The organism is Candidatus Obscuribacterales bacterium, assembly GCA_036703605.1.
GTDB lineage: Bacteria > Cyanobacteriota > Cyanobacteriia > RECH01 > RECH01 > RECH01.
In genome coordinates this window covers 1-15,250 of record DATNRH010000752.1, presented here as the reverse complement: position 1 = coordinate 15,250, position 15,250 = coordinate 1, and the positions used below count along the sequence as shown (strand labels likewise).

General features: G+C 52.9%; 14 protein-coding genes. 7 read left to right on the top strand and 7 right to left on the bottom strand.

The window, feature by feature from the left end; all coding sequences use genetic code 11:
• The 3 genes from V6D20_15655 to V6D20_15645 all read right to left on the bottom strand — a co-directional run.
• Positions 1 to 1,519, bottom strand: a 1,519-nt coding sequence (locus V6D20_15655) for a diguanylate cyclase (GenBank protein HEY9817217.1), incomplete at its 3' end; no start/stop codon positions are given.
• Between the two features lie 237 nt (positions 1,520 to 1,756).
• Positions 1,757 to 3,142, bottom strand: coding sequence for a DUF4335 domain-containing protein (locus V6D20_15650; protein HEY9817216.1), 1,386 nt, complete (start codon positions 3,140 to 3,142; stop codon positions 1,757 to 1,759).
• Between the two features lie 35 nt (positions 3,143 to 3,177).
• Positions 3,178 to 3,762 (bottom strand): DUF3038 domain-containing protein, encoded by a 585-nt coding sequence (locus V6D20_15645; GenBank protein ID HEY9817215.1) that lies wholly within the window; start codon positions 3,760 to 3,762, stop codon positions 3,178 to 3,180.
• A gap of 424 nt (positions 3,763 to 4,186) precedes the next feature.
• Between V6D20_15645 and V6D20_15640 the strand changes: the two genes are divergently transcribed.
• On the top strand, positions 4,187 to 4,606 hold the full coding sequence (locus tag V6D20_15640; protein ID HEY9817214.1) for a DUF4278 domain-containing protein: 420 nt from the start codon (positions 4,187 to 4,189) through the stop codon (positions 4,604 to 4,606).
• A 300-nt stretch (positions 4,607 to 4,906) separates the two neighbouring features.
• Here the strand turns inward: V6D20_15640 and V6D20_15635 are convergent, their stop codons facing one another.
• Both V6D20_15635 and psb28 read right to left on the bottom strand, forming a co-directional pair.
• Complete coding sequence (locus tag V6D20_15635; GenBank protein HEY9817213.1) at positions 4,907 to 5,410, bottom strand: MogA/MoaB family molybdenum cofactor biosynthesis protein; 504 nt, start codon at positions 5,408 to 5,410, stop codon at positions 4,907 to 4,909.
• Positions 5,411 to 5,576: 166 nt separating this feature from the next.
• Entirely contained in the window at positions 5,577 to 5,912 is a 336-nt protein-coding gene (gene psb28 / locus V6D20_15630; GenBank protein HEY9817212.1) for a photosystem II reaction center protein Psb28, read from the bottom strand.
• A 550-nt stretch (positions 5,913 to 6,462) separates the two neighbouring features.
• Between psb28 and V6D20_15625 the strand changes: the two genes are divergently transcribed.
• The 6 genes from V6D20_15625 to folB all read left to right on the top strand — a co-directional run bounded on the left by V6D20_15625 (position 6,463) and on the right by folB (position 13,008).
• Positions 6,463 to 7,269: a hypothetical protein gene (locus V6D20_15625; GenBank protein HEY9817211.1), complete on the top strand. Its 807-nt coding sequence runs from the start codon at positions 6,463 to 6,465 to the stop codon at positions 7,267 to 7,269.
• Between the two features lie 220 nt (positions 7,270 to 7,489).
• Complete coding sequence (locus V6D20_15620; GenBank protein HEY9817210.1) at positions 7,490 to 10,228, top strand: DEAD/DEAH box helicase; 2,739 nt, start codon at positions 7,490 to 7,492, stop codon at positions 10,226 to 10,228.
• A gap of 70 nt (positions 10,229 to 10,298) precedes the next feature.
• Complete coding sequence (locus V6D20_15615; GenBank protein ID HEY9817209.1) at positions 10,299 to 10,610, top strand: hypothetical protein; 312 nt, start codon at positions 10,299 to 10,301, stop codon at positions 10,608 to 10,610.
• Positions 10,611 to 10,697: 87 nt separating this feature from the next.
• Complete coding sequence (locus V6D20_15610) at positions 10,698 to 12,002, top strand: glutamate-5-semialdehyde dehydrogenase (protein HEY9817208.1); 1,305 nt, start codon at positions 10,698 to 10,700, stop codon at positions 12,000 to 12,002.
• A gap of 158 nt (positions 12,003 to 12,160) precedes the next feature.
• A complete protein-coding gene (locus V6D20_15605; GenBank protein ID HEY9817207.1) occupies positions 12,161 to 12,640 on the top strand; it encodes a hypothetical protein in 480 nt (159 codons plus the stop codon).
• 5 nt (positions 12,641 to 12,645) lie between these two features.
• Positions 12,646 to 13,008 (top strand): dihydroneopterin aldolase, encoded by a 363-nt coding sequence (folB, locus tag V6D20_15600; GenBank protein ID HEY9817206.1) that lies wholly within the window; start codon positions 12,646 to 12,648, stop codon positions 13,006 to 13,008.
• Here the strand turns inward: folB and mazG are convergent.
• Entirely contained in the window at positions 12,983 to 13,831 is an 849-nt protein-coding gene (mazG, locus tag V6D20_15595; protein HEY9817205.1) for a nucleoside triphosphate pyrophosphohydrolase, read from the bottom strand. The two genes, folB and mazG, sit on opposite strands and share 26 nt — an antisense overlap.
• Before the next feature lie 357 nt (positions 13,832 to 14,188).
• A complete protein-coding gene (locus tag V6D20_15590) occupies positions 14,189 to 15,046 on the bottom strand; it encodes a C39 family peptidase (GenBank protein HEY9817204.1) in 858 nt (285 codons plus the stop codon).
• Positions 15,047 to 15,250: the final 204 nt, after the last annotated feature.

The following is a 15,250-nucleotide window of genomic DNA, read 5'->3' as shown; positions in this document are numbered from 1 at the left end:
AAAAGCCCGTCCCAAAATCGTCAAGACTGAGCAGAATGTGCCGCGCTTTGATTTGGTGCAGCATATTCATCGTGGGCATTAGCCCTTCCATAATCACACTTTCGGTAATCTCTAAGTCTAAGTTTTGAGGACGAACTTGGGTGACCTGCAAAATCTGGTCGATGTGGTCAATCAAATGAGGATCATGGAACTGTTGAACCGACAAATTGATGCTCATGCTAAAGTTTTCATCAACCTGCTGATTGACTTGCCACTGCCGCAACTGTCGGCAGCCTTCCAGCAAAACCCAATTGCCTAGGGGATGAATCAAGCCTGTTTCTTCTGCAAGGGGAATGAAGTCAATAGGAGAAATCATGCCATAGGATTCATGAAACCATCGCACTAACGCTTCCACAGCCACAATCTGCCCCGTTTTCAGACAGACGATGGGTTGGTAGTATAGGGTAAGCCCTCCTTGTTCAATAGCTCGCCGTAGATCCACTTCGAGCTGTAGACGCTGCAGGGCCTCCTGGTGCATGGATGCATCGAAGACATGGTATCGATGATTTTTGGATGCCTTAGCCCGATACATAGCATTATCGGCATCGCGCAGAATGTACTCGGGTTTGGAGTAAGTTTTATTTCCCACCACAATGCCAACACTGGCATCTAAAAAGATTTCCCGTCCTTCAATTTGAAAGGGGTGGCTAAAGGTTTGGAGCAAAGCCTCAGTGCGGGCGATCGCTTGATCGCTATGGAGGATATTTGGCAAGAGGACTGCAAATTCGTCACCTCCCAGCCGTGCTAGGAGGTCAGTAGACTCTAGGTTGGAGCGTAGTCGTTGGCTGATGTGAAGCAACACCGCATCGCCAAAGCAATGGCCGAGGGAATCATTGACGATTTTGAAGCGATCGCAGTCTAGAAACAAAACGGCAAAGGTTTCGTTGCCTTGGTGGTGAGCATCCAGGGCCGCCTGCAGCTCTTGCATAAAAAGAGCTCGGTTGGGCAGTCCTGTGAGCATATCGTGTAACGCCATTTTCAGAAGCTGCTGATTAGCAGACTGAAGCTGTTGGGTGCGTTCAATCACCCGTTCTTCTAGCTCTGCATTGAGGTTGCGCATTCGCTCCTCCGACAGCTTGAGCATGACTTGGTTACGGATACGGATCAAGACCTCTTCAATTTGAAAAGGCTTGGTAATGTAGTCAGAACCACCTACCTCAAATGCCCTAACCTTATCAAAGGCTTCGTTGAGTGCCGTTAGAAAAATAATCGGAATTTCAGTAGTGTGAGGATTATCTTTCAACTGTTTGCATACTTCATACCCATCCAAGCCAGGCATCATAATGTCCAACAGCACTAGATCGGGGCAAAGGGTATTGATTGCAGTGATCGCCATTTCTCCATCCAGTGCCTTCCGGACGTTGTAGCCTTCGCGCTCTAGAAGGGTGGATAGGAGACGTAGATTGTTGGGCTTGTCATCCACAATCAAAATATCAATGGAGACGTGATCAAACGGCTGGATAAAGTGACGATCAGGCATAGGAATAGGCGGCAAATGTGCAACGCTCATTGGGCAAGAGCCATAACCAAGCGATATGAATGGTAGAAAGACGAACTGGCAGCGTTAGAGATCGGTCTACGGGTTTAGGAAGGTATGAGCTGGATGGCTGGAAAGTTCATACACAAATAAACCCTGTAACCTAGGATACCCAAAACAGCCACGCTTGTTTGGGCCAGGACAGGGTTCATGATGAGTTTCTTACAATATCAATCTGGCTTATGTTTCACCTTCTAAAAATGTTTGGACGGTTCCTGCAGGGCTCAGAAGCAACCGGATTTGCAGCGATTGGCCAGGAGTCGGCGAGACGAAGGGTTGATCACCACTGGGCATGGCTGTGCGATCTAGATAATCTCGCGATGGTTGACCAAGGGGGGTGACCGATTGTAGCGCACCGCTGCTATCAATCGATAATCGGTATTCTAGGGATTGGGTTAAGTCTGACGGCGGTATCCAGGTTTGTTGAAAATAGTCGCGAACCTCTGATACTTGAGGTAGCCGATCAAAGGCCGTGCCGGGGGCGATCGGCGCGCGAGGTATACCTCGTTCTTCTGGGCTAAAGTCGTCAAGCTCAAAGGGTTCGATAACATCTGCCTGCTCTGCTTGCCCTGACGGCTCTGCTGATGGCGACATCTCACGTTGCCCCGGATTGGGGACAGTTAGGGTGGAAGGAGCTGATTCGCTGGCGATCGCTGGCTCTTGGGGCAGGTCAGCACGAGAGCCCGTACGAGATTGAGGGGACTCTCTAGACAAGTCTCTAGGGGTTGGCGCAGGCGGCACTTGTCTCCCTTGGCGCGATCGCCCTTCACCTCGACGGAGATTATCGGCCGGCAAATCCAGATCTGGATCATTGGCTAGACGATCGTCTGCCAAAGGATCATCTAGTTCATTGGCCTCATCCTCGATCCGTTGGCGACGGTTGGGGCGGGGGGTAGCAGGGGAGCTGGCGCTTCTCTCCGGGCTAATCTCGTCGCTACGGGAGGCTGCATCAGATTCGCTCACCGTTTCCATCGACATCTGCGATGGCAAAAACTGCACGGCAGACACCGTAGTTCCCATCACAAAAACAGCGATCGCTGCCACTCGCCACCACCCCTGAATAACGCCCAGACCCTTGGGCTGAGCGAGAGTCGGGATCGCCATAGCATCCGCCTGATACGCATCCAAAGCCGTCGATAAATCTGCCAGTTGGGTCACGCTCAGGGGAATGGTTGGCCCCGATTCTGGGGTCGCCAGATCCCCCAAGGATAGCTGGTGGTAGAGCAACCCTTGAGGAGTAATCGTTATATCCGTCACCGGTGCCAGGGCTTGCCCTGCAGACGGTGGGGCATTCAGCAACGCTAGGGGACGGGAAGGCAAAGATGGCGGTGTATACAACATTGTCTGCACATAATCCGTCACCACTTGGCAGAGTGCCTCAAGCTGCTGGCGATCGCCACTAATGCTTTGCTGTTGATCCTTGGGAATACGAGGATCGTCAAAATTTAGGCGAAATTTGACCTGTTTAAGCACCTGGCGATCGGTCCATCGGGACAACGCAGACCCTTGGGCCATAATTTCCAGGGTGCAGGTGGGTGGAGTATATCGGCGGAGCACTGAAGGCATGGCGATTGGGCAGAAGAAGTAAACGGAGGATGAGGTTATGGGTGATGAACGCGCGTAAATAATGCTAGCCAAAGCCGTTGAGAACCGTTCGGCAAACTATAAAACAGCAGATCAATCAGCAGCTTCAGAGCTAGATAGGTTCGCTCATCGCTGGAGATCTGATGGGATTCATCCATACGCTCTTCGTAGGTATTGCCGAAGCGATCGAGGTAGTCGCCCAGCAATGCCGCTTGATGGTGAGGACGATTTTGCTCCGTGAGTTGCTCTAGCAGAGAGACGCTACGCCGAATTAACTCCGCATGCTGCTGAGCAAGGTGGCAGATGATCAGCACCAGCGATCGCGCTTCATCGACATCTAAACGCTTCCGTCCCTGCCCCTTGCGTAGGGGGCTAGATTGCCGCAATCGCCATAGGGCCACGCGATCGCCCACGACGTCGGACAAGCCCAAGTCTTGAGCTGCCTGCAGCATAGCGTCTGACCCAATCGTTGCCAACGCCTCGATCGCCATCAAAATTAAGTCGAGTTGCGCCTTAATGTCATCAAGCTGGTCAGGATCAGGCTGCTGGGCTAACGGAAAGCGGTCTTGGATGGATGGGGAGGGTTGAGCGATAGAGGGCATAGGGTCTACACCGATGGCGACAGAAGCTAGGTAGCATCAGAGCTAATCTAGCCAACAAAGATGAAACGTCTGCTCTAGTTAAGACTTGAGTGTGCCATGAAAAGTTCACCAGGATCAGCCAGAGACAGCGATCGCTCAGTTGAGCATCAACATTGTTACGTTTACCCCGACGTTTAGGGCTGAATGTAACAGCATGTCACCTATATCTTAAGAAATCATAAAATTCTTGTTTTTCTTCAAAACTGTTAAATACGATACAGATATGGAGCATTTTAAGAGACAGATGAAGTAGCTAAGCCTGCTTAGGTATATCTTCACACTCCATCGGATCATGGGTCTGACGTCCAACGGGCTGACCTGAGACGATGGCATCTAGTCCATAGGTTTATTGCTGCACAGGGATCTGTTATTGGGAGGCCAAGTCATGAAACTACGGTATCGGGGTACGGACTATCTTCACAACCCCACTATTATCGACGATATAGAACATAGAGGCGTGGGTCATTATCGAGGGCACCCAATCGAATTTGCCTATCCTCGACATATCCCGGTTCCTCAGTCCTTAGATGGGTTGACCTACCGCGGTGTGCAATACAGCGTTAACGAGAATGGGCAGGTTGAAACAGCTCCTGCTATGCCTCGGGTTGTAGCCACCCCTGCCACGCAGGACAAGGTGACAACCAGGGTTTTTGCCAATGCTCGCAAGGCCCTGCCACGGGAGGTAGCGATGGTTCACCAGGAAAACATCCGTCGCCGCCTGCAACAACGTCTAGACACGGCTCGCAATCAAGGCAACGATCAGCTGATCCACCAGCTTGAAGTTGAAATGCAGCAGTTTGCCTAGGCTCTATAGCTTTATAGCGGTTGAGGGGCGGGAGATGAGCCTTTCAACCGTCAGCCGATCCCTAGTGTGGTCTGCGACCTTCCTGGGTTGCCCCAAAGGCATCATCCAAGCAAGTCGTGCTCCTAACTTGCATTTGCTACAGAAAGGGTTCCTGAGGGAACCTTTTTTGTGCTTTTGATGAACACTAGAGCTGTAGGCGAGCATTGTGGACGTGCTGCTACAACTAGACTCTACAGGTTGTGGATGAACCAGGCAAAACCAGGCCCAGCCGTGGAAGGTTAATCTCTGAGAGGCAATCCCCTACGGTCGAGGGTTGATCTGATGGGTGAGATGGGCTAGCTCTGGCAAAATGAGCTTCTGCATGGCAAGCACCACCGCATTTGTAGACCCTGGCAAGGAAAAAATTAGCGTATTGTTGCGGATGCCGGCGATCGCCCGCGATGCCATGGCCCGCGAGCCAATTTCTTGATAGCTCAGGGAACGAAAAAGCTCACCAAAGCCCGGCAGGGTTTTATCCAGCAAACGCTCAATTGCATCATAGGTGGTGTCGCGAGGGGCAATGCCCGTGCCGCCATTCAGGATGATGGCGTAGAGATCAGGCTGCTGACAAAGCAGATCGACTTGGTGGTGGATCTCGTCGGGTTCATCACGAATCAGGTCGTAGTGCAAAATTGGGTGATTGGCTTCATCGAGCAGTTGCTGAATCATCTGCCCGCTGCGATCGCTGTCAGGGGTGCGAGTATCGCTGACGGTGATGACAGCGCAGGTAATAGGATGATGGGGAATCTCAGGATGGGGAAGCACAGGCTGAGGGGGGTAAGTGGATCAAGCGCGATCGCTTACTTATAAACTAACGCCCATCCATCTATCACCCACACATGTACCCATACATGTAACAGGGGGTGATAAAAAGGATTCGCCCACCCATGAAGGGAAGTGGGCGATCGTTGGGCAAAGGGGAAAGTAGGGTCTAGGTCTTGTTAAACCCTAGTTCATTTTCCTCAGCATAGCGATTCATGAACCGGATAAAGCGATCCCATTCCTCAGCACTTTTCATGACATAAATGGCTTCAATAGCCTCAGGTTGTCCGTTGACAAACTTGGCTTTGACTTCACGGGTAACCAGTTCACCCTCGCTATCCACCATATACATGCCTGTAATTTCATTGGTGCTATCTCTCGATAGGGCATCAGGATTTTCAAAATAAAAGATGGCTTGCCCATTACTACCATCCCGGGCGCGGGTTAGGCGAACGTCGGGAATCACCGTCTCGGGTACACCCACAGAAAATTGAATTTGAGCCATAACTATATGTCCAGTCTTTTTTACAGGTGTGATTCGATGCAGAGTCAACGAAAGCGAACGTTCTAAGTTCTAAGCTGATAAGAGCACATGGGACAACCTTGCCAACCAACACCCCAAGGGCGATCGCAGGCCAGTCTGTCTAAAACTCTGCCGAAGTACCATTGTCTCATCATCCCTTCACCCCGTCACCAAGCGAATGGGCTAGCATAATGGACGAGAGTTCAACAGATCCCATGACGTCACTCTAGCTACAGCCCGTGCTAGGCATGGTCTATGTTGCAATTTATAAACCCTGCCGCTTCTATATTGACCGTGTAAACACGGACAATATAGGAACCAAGAGACTGGTATGACTGGATTGAATCCGTACTTACGCTCTCTGATTTCTTGGTAGCGATCGCTACGATACCTCTAGCAGTCGATCGATCTCCGGCGGAGAAAGGCGATGGAGACACGGCCGTGTTGAGATGATCCACACAGCATGTCTAACCTTCTCTGACAGAGTGTGACACCTAGACTATCTAACCATCAGACAAGTAGGGAATGAGGGATGAAAATTATCAAGCAGACCGGCTCACGTCTAATTCTCAAAGATGGCTTAGGTAATTTTGCTGCTCTTCTGGGATGGGGAGGGGTGCTGGGAGGACTCCCCTTAGTGATGGCTGGGCTGATTGTGGCCAATGCTGGTGTAACACAGCTCTCTTGTCAGCGGCAGGTTGCCAACAGCGTCACCTGTGAGCAAACCCAGTCTCGTATGCTGGGGCTGGTGCAAGAAAGTCGTCGCTCCATTGGCGATGTAACAGGCACTGAAGTCCGAACAGAGCTGCATTCTCGCAGTGATGGCTACTTTGAGCCTCACTATCGGCTATTGCTTGGGCAAGACAGCCAGCAGATGGAAGTGCCGATTTCTGAGCAGCACCATGAAGTAGCTGAACAAATTGACTTGTTTTTACAATCCACTGAACCGCTGCTGCTGATCGAACAAGATACCCGCATGGCCCAGTCAGTAGTGATTGGGGTGCCCATCTTGCTCCTCGTCTCCGCCATGACCCTCGGTACCCTCCTTCGCCTGATTCGTCTAGAGGTATTAGAGTTCGACCGCTTACACAATCGCTTCCATTCTCGTCAATGGCTCCTGTTTCGTTGGCGAGAACGATCGGGAACCTTAGCCGATGTTGCCGGCGTGCAAATTCGAGACCTTGGCCGGGATGAACCCATTTACTCAGCAGAATTGCTCTTGGCTTCTGGGCAACGCCATAAGCTCGCCTCTAGTCTCAGCCAACCTGAAATGGAACGATTTGTAGAACAAATCAAGGCATTTTTGCAGTTAGACGACAGCAGCTCCGAGCAGCCCTAGATAGGGTGAACACGTCAGATACTTGCATATTCGGCAACTCTGCACTCACAATGAATGTAGCCCCTCTAAAACGTTCACCCGTTCAGGATGGGGCTACGTCTAGCGCGACATCCAGCAGGTGCCTGCGATTGCCCATGTAGATTCAGCGATCTAGACGTTTGCTTGATTGTAGCGATTGAGCATAATCTGAATCTGTCACATCGAGGACGTGAGCTGCTCTTTGATTTCGCCTAATCTTGACCTTAGTAAACTCTACCCCTTTCCGTTAGACGATTTCCAAACCCAGGCGATCGCCGCATTGGATGATGGAAAATCCGTAGTCGTCTGTGCGCCCACCGGATCGGGGAAGACATTGATTGGGGAATATGCCATCCATCGCGCCTTGGCTAGCAACCGACGGGTTTTCTACACCACGCCTCTGAAAGCCCTGTCGAATCAAAAGCTGCGAGACTTTCGCGATCGCTTTGGCGCAGACAATGTTGGTTTACTCACCGGTGATGTGTCGATCAATCGCCACGCTCCGGTGCTGGTGATGACCACCGAAATTTTCCGCAACATGCTCTACGGTACCGCCATTGGTGCTGTGGGCACGTCCTTGGTAGACGTGCAAGCAGTGGTGCTCGACGAATGCCACTATATGAACGATCGCCAACGGGGTACGGTCTGGGAAGAGTCTATTATCTACTGTCCCCCCGAGATTCAGCTGGTGGCCCTGTCGGCCACGGTGGATAACAGCGATCAGTTGACCGACTGGATTTGTCAGGTGCATGGTCCCACGGAGTTGATCTATTCCGACTTCCGTCCGGTGCCCCTAGAATTTAATTTCTGCAAGCCCAATGGTCTGTTCCCGCTGCTTAATTCTACGAACACCAAAATCAACCCTCGCCTCAAACCCAAAGGGGGCAAAAAGCGCAGTCGCCAAGACTCTCCGGCGCTGGGCTATGTGATCAGCCAACTCAGCCAGCGGGATATGCTGCCGGCCATCTACTTCATCTTCAGCCGCAAGGGGTGCGATCGCGCCGTGGAAGAGGTGAGCCAAATGAGTTTGGTGACGGAGCAAGAGCAGGCTCAGCTCAAACGCTATATTGACGAGTTTTTGAACCACAACCCTGATGCTGCGCGAGTTGGTCAGGTAGAACCGCTCTACCAAGGCATTGCCGCCCACCATGCCGGGATTCTGCCAGCGTGGAAAAGCTTGGTAGAAGAGCTGTTCCAGATGGGGTTGATTAAGGTAGTGTTTGCCACAGAAACCCTGGCAGCAGGGATTAACATGCCTGCCCGCACCACGGTGATTTCCAGCCTATCGAAGCGCACCGATCGCGGCCATCGCCTGCTAAACGCCTCCGAATTCCTGCAGATGGCCGGACGGGCGGGGCGGCGGGGGATGGATGAGCGTGGCTATGTGGTGACGGTGCAAACCCGGTTTGAGGGAGCCCAAGAGGCATCCTACCTCGCTACCTCCCGCGCTGACCCATTAATTAGCCAATTTACGCCAAGCTACGGCATGGTGCTGAATTTGCTGCAAACCCATTCCTTAGAAGAAGCCCAAGAGCTGATTGAACGCAGTTTTGGGCAATATTTAGCCACCCTCCATCTCCAACCCCAGCAGCAGGCGATCGCTGATATCGAGGCTCTGATTGCCAAACACCAGGCCGATCTCGACCATGTCGATGTGGATGCCCTTGCCCACTACCAAAAACTGAACGAGCGGCTGAAGGAAGAGCGCCGCCTGCTGAAGGTGCTAAAACAGCAGGCCCAGCAGGTCCAGGCCCAAGACCTCGCACTATCGGTCAATTTTGCGATCGCTGGCACCATCCTCAGCCTCAGGCAGCCAGAGATGACCGCTGTTTTGGTGATGAAGCTACCCCGGGAAGGTCAAGATCCCTTCTTGGTTTGCCTAGGGCAAGACAATCTGCTGCGGGTCGTTACCCTAGCGGATGTGGCCCAGCTCCATGCAGAACTGCCGCGACTGTCGGAGGTGGATACCTGGGCCCCACCCCGAGGCATCCAGCCCCGCCCTGGCTATACCTGCAAGGGCGATGAGGACACCTTGGCGATCGCCCGGCGATTGCCGCAGGTGGAGCTTCCCCAGTCGTTTACTCCGGAAGTCAAGGAGTATCTGGAGCGGGTAGCGGATATTGAAGACCAAATTGCCCATCATCCCGCCCGCCAGTGGGGTAATCCAGGGCAGATGATCAAGCACCAAAAACGCATTACTAAACTGCAAGCTGACTTAAGCGATCGCCTCAACAAACTCGAAGCCCATACCCATCGCTACTGGCAGGAGTTTGTCAATCTCATGCGCATTCTTCAGCACTTCCAATGCTTAGAGGGATCCGAGCCCGCGCCCATTGGTCAAATTGCAGCGGCCATTCGCGGTGACAACGAACTGTGGCTGGGGCTGGCCCTAGCATCTGGGGAACTGGATGCTCTGGATCCCCACCAGCTTGCTGCCACCTGTGCTGCCTTGGTCACCGAAGTGTCTCGCCCCGATATTTGGACACGCTACGACCACTCCGATGCCGTCGAGCAAGCCCTAGCTGGTTTACGAGGACTACGACGCCAGTTATTTCAGCAGCAGCGGCGCTACCAGGTGGCACTACCCGTCTGGCTGGAACAAGAATGGATTGCCTTGGTTGAGCAGTGGGCCATGGGCGAAGACTGGACAGACCTCTGTTCGAACACCAGCTTAGATGAAGGTGATTTGGTGCGGATTCTGCGCCGCACCGTTGATTTTCTCTCCCAGATTCCCTACGTACCCTACCTATCCGGGGATCTACGGCAAAATGCACAACTGGCGATTCGGGCCATCGATCGCTTCCCGGTGAATGAAGCTGATTTGACCGACATCCTGGGTGATATGGACGAGCCGGAGACCGAGGAGGAGTCTGAAGAGCCGGAGAAGAAGCCCGATGTTCCTTTGTTGACCTTAGATGAAGAGACGGGCAAGAAACCGTAAGAATCCCTGAAGGAGTGACTCAATTCAGAAGGTGTAAGTGACCTCACTTAGATCCTTGAATGAGAACTCTATGATCAGTGAACTTCAGCAGCTTACCTGTTTCCTCGGCATTTTTACGGTGCCCATTCTCGCTTTTCTCTTGAGTTCGGTGGTGGTGTCGTGGATTCTCCAATCTCACCTGATTAGCCATCGGCGAGTTTCCTTCGACGATATTCCACGCCGTCAGCTCTCTCAGATTGCTACCCTGTCTACCTTAGCGGCAGTTCCCATCGCTATTTCCGTGGGCATGGCCTGGTTTTCCAGCATTTGTGTTGGCGAGTTGCGTTTCGACTTTATTGCCCCAGCGATGATGGCTCCCTTTTGGCTGATCGTGCGCCGTTAGAGGAGGACGACGAGGGGGCCAGTCTGCTATAGTTTGCTACACGTCGTTCCTAGTCAACGATGCTATAGCTGTGCGGACAAGATAGGTATGATGGATTCTGCAACAACATCAGAGTCTTTAAGGTTCATTGGTCAGCGTACCCAAGAGGCTGCCCGCCGCTTGGCTGTATTGCCAGGATCAGCGCGCAACCAGGCCCTAGAAGCGATCGCTCAAGCCCTAGAGGCCGCCTCGCCCACCATTACAGCGGCCAATGCTGCCGACTGTGACACTGCCCTAGCTGACGGGTTAGCGAAACCCCTCTACAGTCGCCTCAAACTCGATGCCGTCAAGCTAGCAGGGGCGATCGCTGGCGTGCGGGATGTTGCCAAGCTGCCCGATCCAGTAGGTGCGGTTGATCTACACCGCGTCTTGGATGACGGTCTAGTGCTGCAGCGCATTGGCTGTCCCCTGGGTGTCCTCGGAGTGATTTTTGAAGCCCGCCCCGATGCGGTGGTGCAAATTGCGTCCCTAGCGGTGAAATCAGGCAATGGGGTAATTCTCAAAGGGGGACGGGAGGCCGTACGCTCCTGCGAGGCGCTGGTGGCCGCCATCCGTGCTGGTCTTGCCAAGGCTGAGGTGGATCCCGATGTTGTGCAGTTGCTGACCACACGAGAAGAAACTCGGGCATTGCTCAACCTAGAGGGTTACGTCGATCTGATCATCCCCCGAGGCTCCAACTCCTTCGTCCAGTTTGTTCAGCAGAATACCCAAATTCCAGTTCTGGGCCACGCCGACGGCATTTGCCATCTCTACATTGATGCCGCCGCTGACCTAGAGCAAGCCGTAGCGATCGCTGTGGATGCTAAGACCCAGTATCCCTCCGCCTGCAATGCCATTGAAACTCTGTTGATCCATAGCCAGATTGCCGATCGCGCCCTGCCGCTGGTGGCCGACGCCCTGCGATCGCAGCAGGTGACCTTGCGCGGGGATGAGCGAGTGCGGGCGATCGTGCCCATGGAGGCGGCTACCGATCTAGATTGGGAAACCGAATATAGCGACTTGATCTTGGCGATCAAGCTCGTGGATTCCCTAGAAGAAGCGATCGTCCATATCAACACCTACGGCTCCCGCCATACAGACGCGATCGTCACCACCGACGACACCGCCGCCCGCACCTTCCTAGACCAAGTGGATGCAGCAGGCGTCTTCCACAATTGCTCCACCCGCTTTGCCGACGGCTTCCGCTATGGCTTCGGAGCTGAAGTCGGCATCAGCACGGCTAAACTACCGCCCCGTGGTCCGGTAGGGCTGGATGGTCTGGTCACCTATAAGTATCAATTGGTAGGCAAAGGCCACATTGCTGCCCCCTATACCGGCGCAAATGCCAAGCCCTTCCTCCATCGTGATGTATGATTGCATCACAGGTAGAACATCAGCCAGATTCTAGGTATTGAAGGCTTGGATATTGAGTCTAAAAAAATGCCACGGTATTGTAAGACTAGAGTCTTGGGGGCATGTCCTCAGGCCGTTTCGGGTGTGCAATCTTAATATTGGTACGAAGGAGAAGGGTGATGGTCCTGCCAAATGAGCCGCTACCGTGGCAGTCTAATGTCAACGAGACGTTTATTCCCCTTATGTTTGACCATGAGGTGGTGGGGTTTTGTAAGCCCGAATATGCCGCGAAGATAGCTCATGTGATGAACGATGAGCAAAAAGTACGCAAGGCACTTTATCTCGTCTGTGCAGACTTTGTGAAGCGCTCCCAGGGTCGGGTCGGCAATGTGGATGAACTCATGGAGGAATATCTAGAGCGAGCAGCGATTCCTCGAACTGGAACTAGGGCGATCGCTCTTCTGCTCAAGAATCGCCAAGAAGAACTAGGCGTAACAGATAAAGAATTTGTGACCTTCTGTGATTCCTATCGTCTATCCCCCGAGAAACTCAAAGATATCTATAGTGGTCAAGGTCCCATTGAAAGTACTCTCTTTGCCCCCATTGCCCGCGTCTTAGGGCAGTCTGTGGAAGAAGTAGTGCAAATTATTCAAGGATAACCGGCATGGACTGTCTGCACGTGCGCGGAATTCGTGCTTACGGGTACATCGGTGTGTTGCCCGAAGAGCAGGCTCTGGGGCAATGGTTTGAGGTTGACTTAACACTCTGGCTCGATCTTGCCCCAGCAGGACAGAGCGATCGCCTTGATCAAACCTATGACTATTCCACCACAGTTCCTCGGGTACAACATCTTATTCAAACCAGCCAGGTGAAGCTCGTAGAAACCCTAGCAGAAACCATTGCTGCTGATATTCTTGAACAAACTCCCCTGCACCAAGTGCGGGTGGTGTTAACCAAGCGACCAGCCATCCCAAACTTCGATGGAGCGATCGCCGTGGATATTACTCGCCCTCGTGGTTCTGACTAGCGGCTTGCGCGATCTGAGCTTTTACCTGCTGCCAGAGGTGCTCAAATTCTGCCAAGCTATAGTCTTGCAGGGGGCGATCGCTGGCCGCTTCTAGCATCGAAAAGCGCTGTACAAAACGGTGGTTGGTATCCGCCAGCGCCACACTAGGATCCAGGTCATACCAGCGGGCAAGGTTAATCAGCGTGAACAATACATCGCCGAGTTCATCCTGCTGATGGGCTTTATCCCCAGAGGCGATCGCTTCGTGGAGCTCGTCCAACTCCTCCCGAAACTTATCCCAAACGCCGTCTACCGTATCCCACTCAAAGCCCACCGCCGCCGCTTTTTTGGAAATCTTCATGCCGGCGATGATCGGCGGCAGCGATCGCGCATAGCGAGATAAACGCGGAGACAGGCGCGCGATCGAACTATCAGACTTTTCCTGTTCTTCCGTTGTTTTAATCTGCTCCCAGTTGCGATGCACCTCATCAACCCCATCCACCTGCACCTCAGCAAACACATGGGGATGGCGACGGATCAGCTTTTCGGTAATCGCCTGGGCCACGTCTTTGAGATCAAACTGTCCATACTCCTGAGCAATCTGCGCCTGGAGCACCACCTGCAGCAACAAATCACCTAGCTCATCGGCGATCGCCTCTGGCTGTCCCTGGCGGATCGCATCCACTGTTTCGTAGGCCTCTTCAATGATATAGGGCGTCAGGCTTTCTGGCGTTTGGGCCAAGTCCCAAGGACAGCCTCCCTCAGGCGATCGCAACTGGGCAACGACCTCTATGAGGTGCTGCAGGGCTGCCAGAACATCGGTGGATGCAGGTGCGTTGGACATAGTTCTCCCCAAAAACGGCTGCTCTCAGTGTATCGGCTTCAGACAGGATAGACAGATTCCAGGGGCGATCGCCTTTGGGTGGTCTAAGCAACGTCGTTTGTCCTGAGGACAGGCTCCACCAACGTGAAACGCCTCCCGAAGGGAGAAAACCACAACCCATCCAGCGTTCCCTGAGCGACGTCGTTGGCGTAGCCGCCCCAGAGAGGCTAGGGAAGGCTAGATGAGAACGCTGACCCAGAAGGTACTAGTGCTCCACGACAGGGTAAAGTTCTGCCGCAGAGCACTGGAGATCAGTTTTCTTAGACTAATTGGCGATCGCTTCCCTGATCCCACTCAGCAACACCGAGGTAGCCTAGTCTAGAGTCCGGTGGGCAACCCGGTGGGCTTCCCGCGCACACTGGTGACAATGCGCCCCCAACCCGATTCGCCTCCCTGATCCCAAAAAATTCGCTGCATGGTGTCGTAGGTATATTCATCAAAAATTCCCCCAACACCCACATCATAGGAGTTGCTAGAACCATGACGAGTACCGTAGGGATCATGGACCAACCAAGCCTTCTTCACCGGATCATGGCCAACAACAACGCAGATATGGCCTGATCCCTTGTAAGCAAAGCCCACCACAATCGGAACGCCCACCTTCAGCGAGGCAAGAACATCCTTAGCCGACAGGGAATAGCTGAAATAGGACTCAATGCCTAGGGCTCGCAACGCTTGCGTTTGTGCACCGTGGTCGATGGTGTCGCCATACTTCCCAACAATGCGCATAAACACCGACTCTGGCTCCTGATAGCCCGACTGCTTAGCCTTTTCCGTCAAGGCTCCATTGAGCAGATAGTCGGCCAGCATGGTGTTGCTGGTGGTGTTGCACTGCCGCCAACCAGGGCCAAAAATTGCCGTGTCGTTATTAAGCTGGGAGCAATACTTTACCGGCAGCTTAATCAGTTGGTTGAGATCATTGACCTGGGGCGTTGCCCCCTCAAGCTTGATGTGGGGCTCATAGGCATAGACGACCTGTAGCTTATGCACCTTGTCTTGAGCTGTGAGAGGAGATGCTAGTACTAATCGCACATGCTGATTACGATCGGGGGAATAGTCCGATACAAAAAATGCCTGCCCTTGGGGCACATAGATTTTTTCAGAGTCGGCTAGGTCACCGGATCCCAGCACTGCTTTTTTGAGCACAGTATTCAGTTCAGCGATCGCTTTCGGCATACATCAATCTCCAAAAATCAAGGTAGAAGACCGCAGACAACGCCAGAACGTTGGATCAAGCTCCTGGGGTTGCATTACTTTATACACCTAGAATGCCCGCTTCACTCAGAATTAGCACGGATCGTTTTGTTTTTTTGCAGTCAGAGTTTTTTCGTTAGAGTACACCTATCCTTGCTCTACAGATCCTCTTTCAGGGAGATTTCT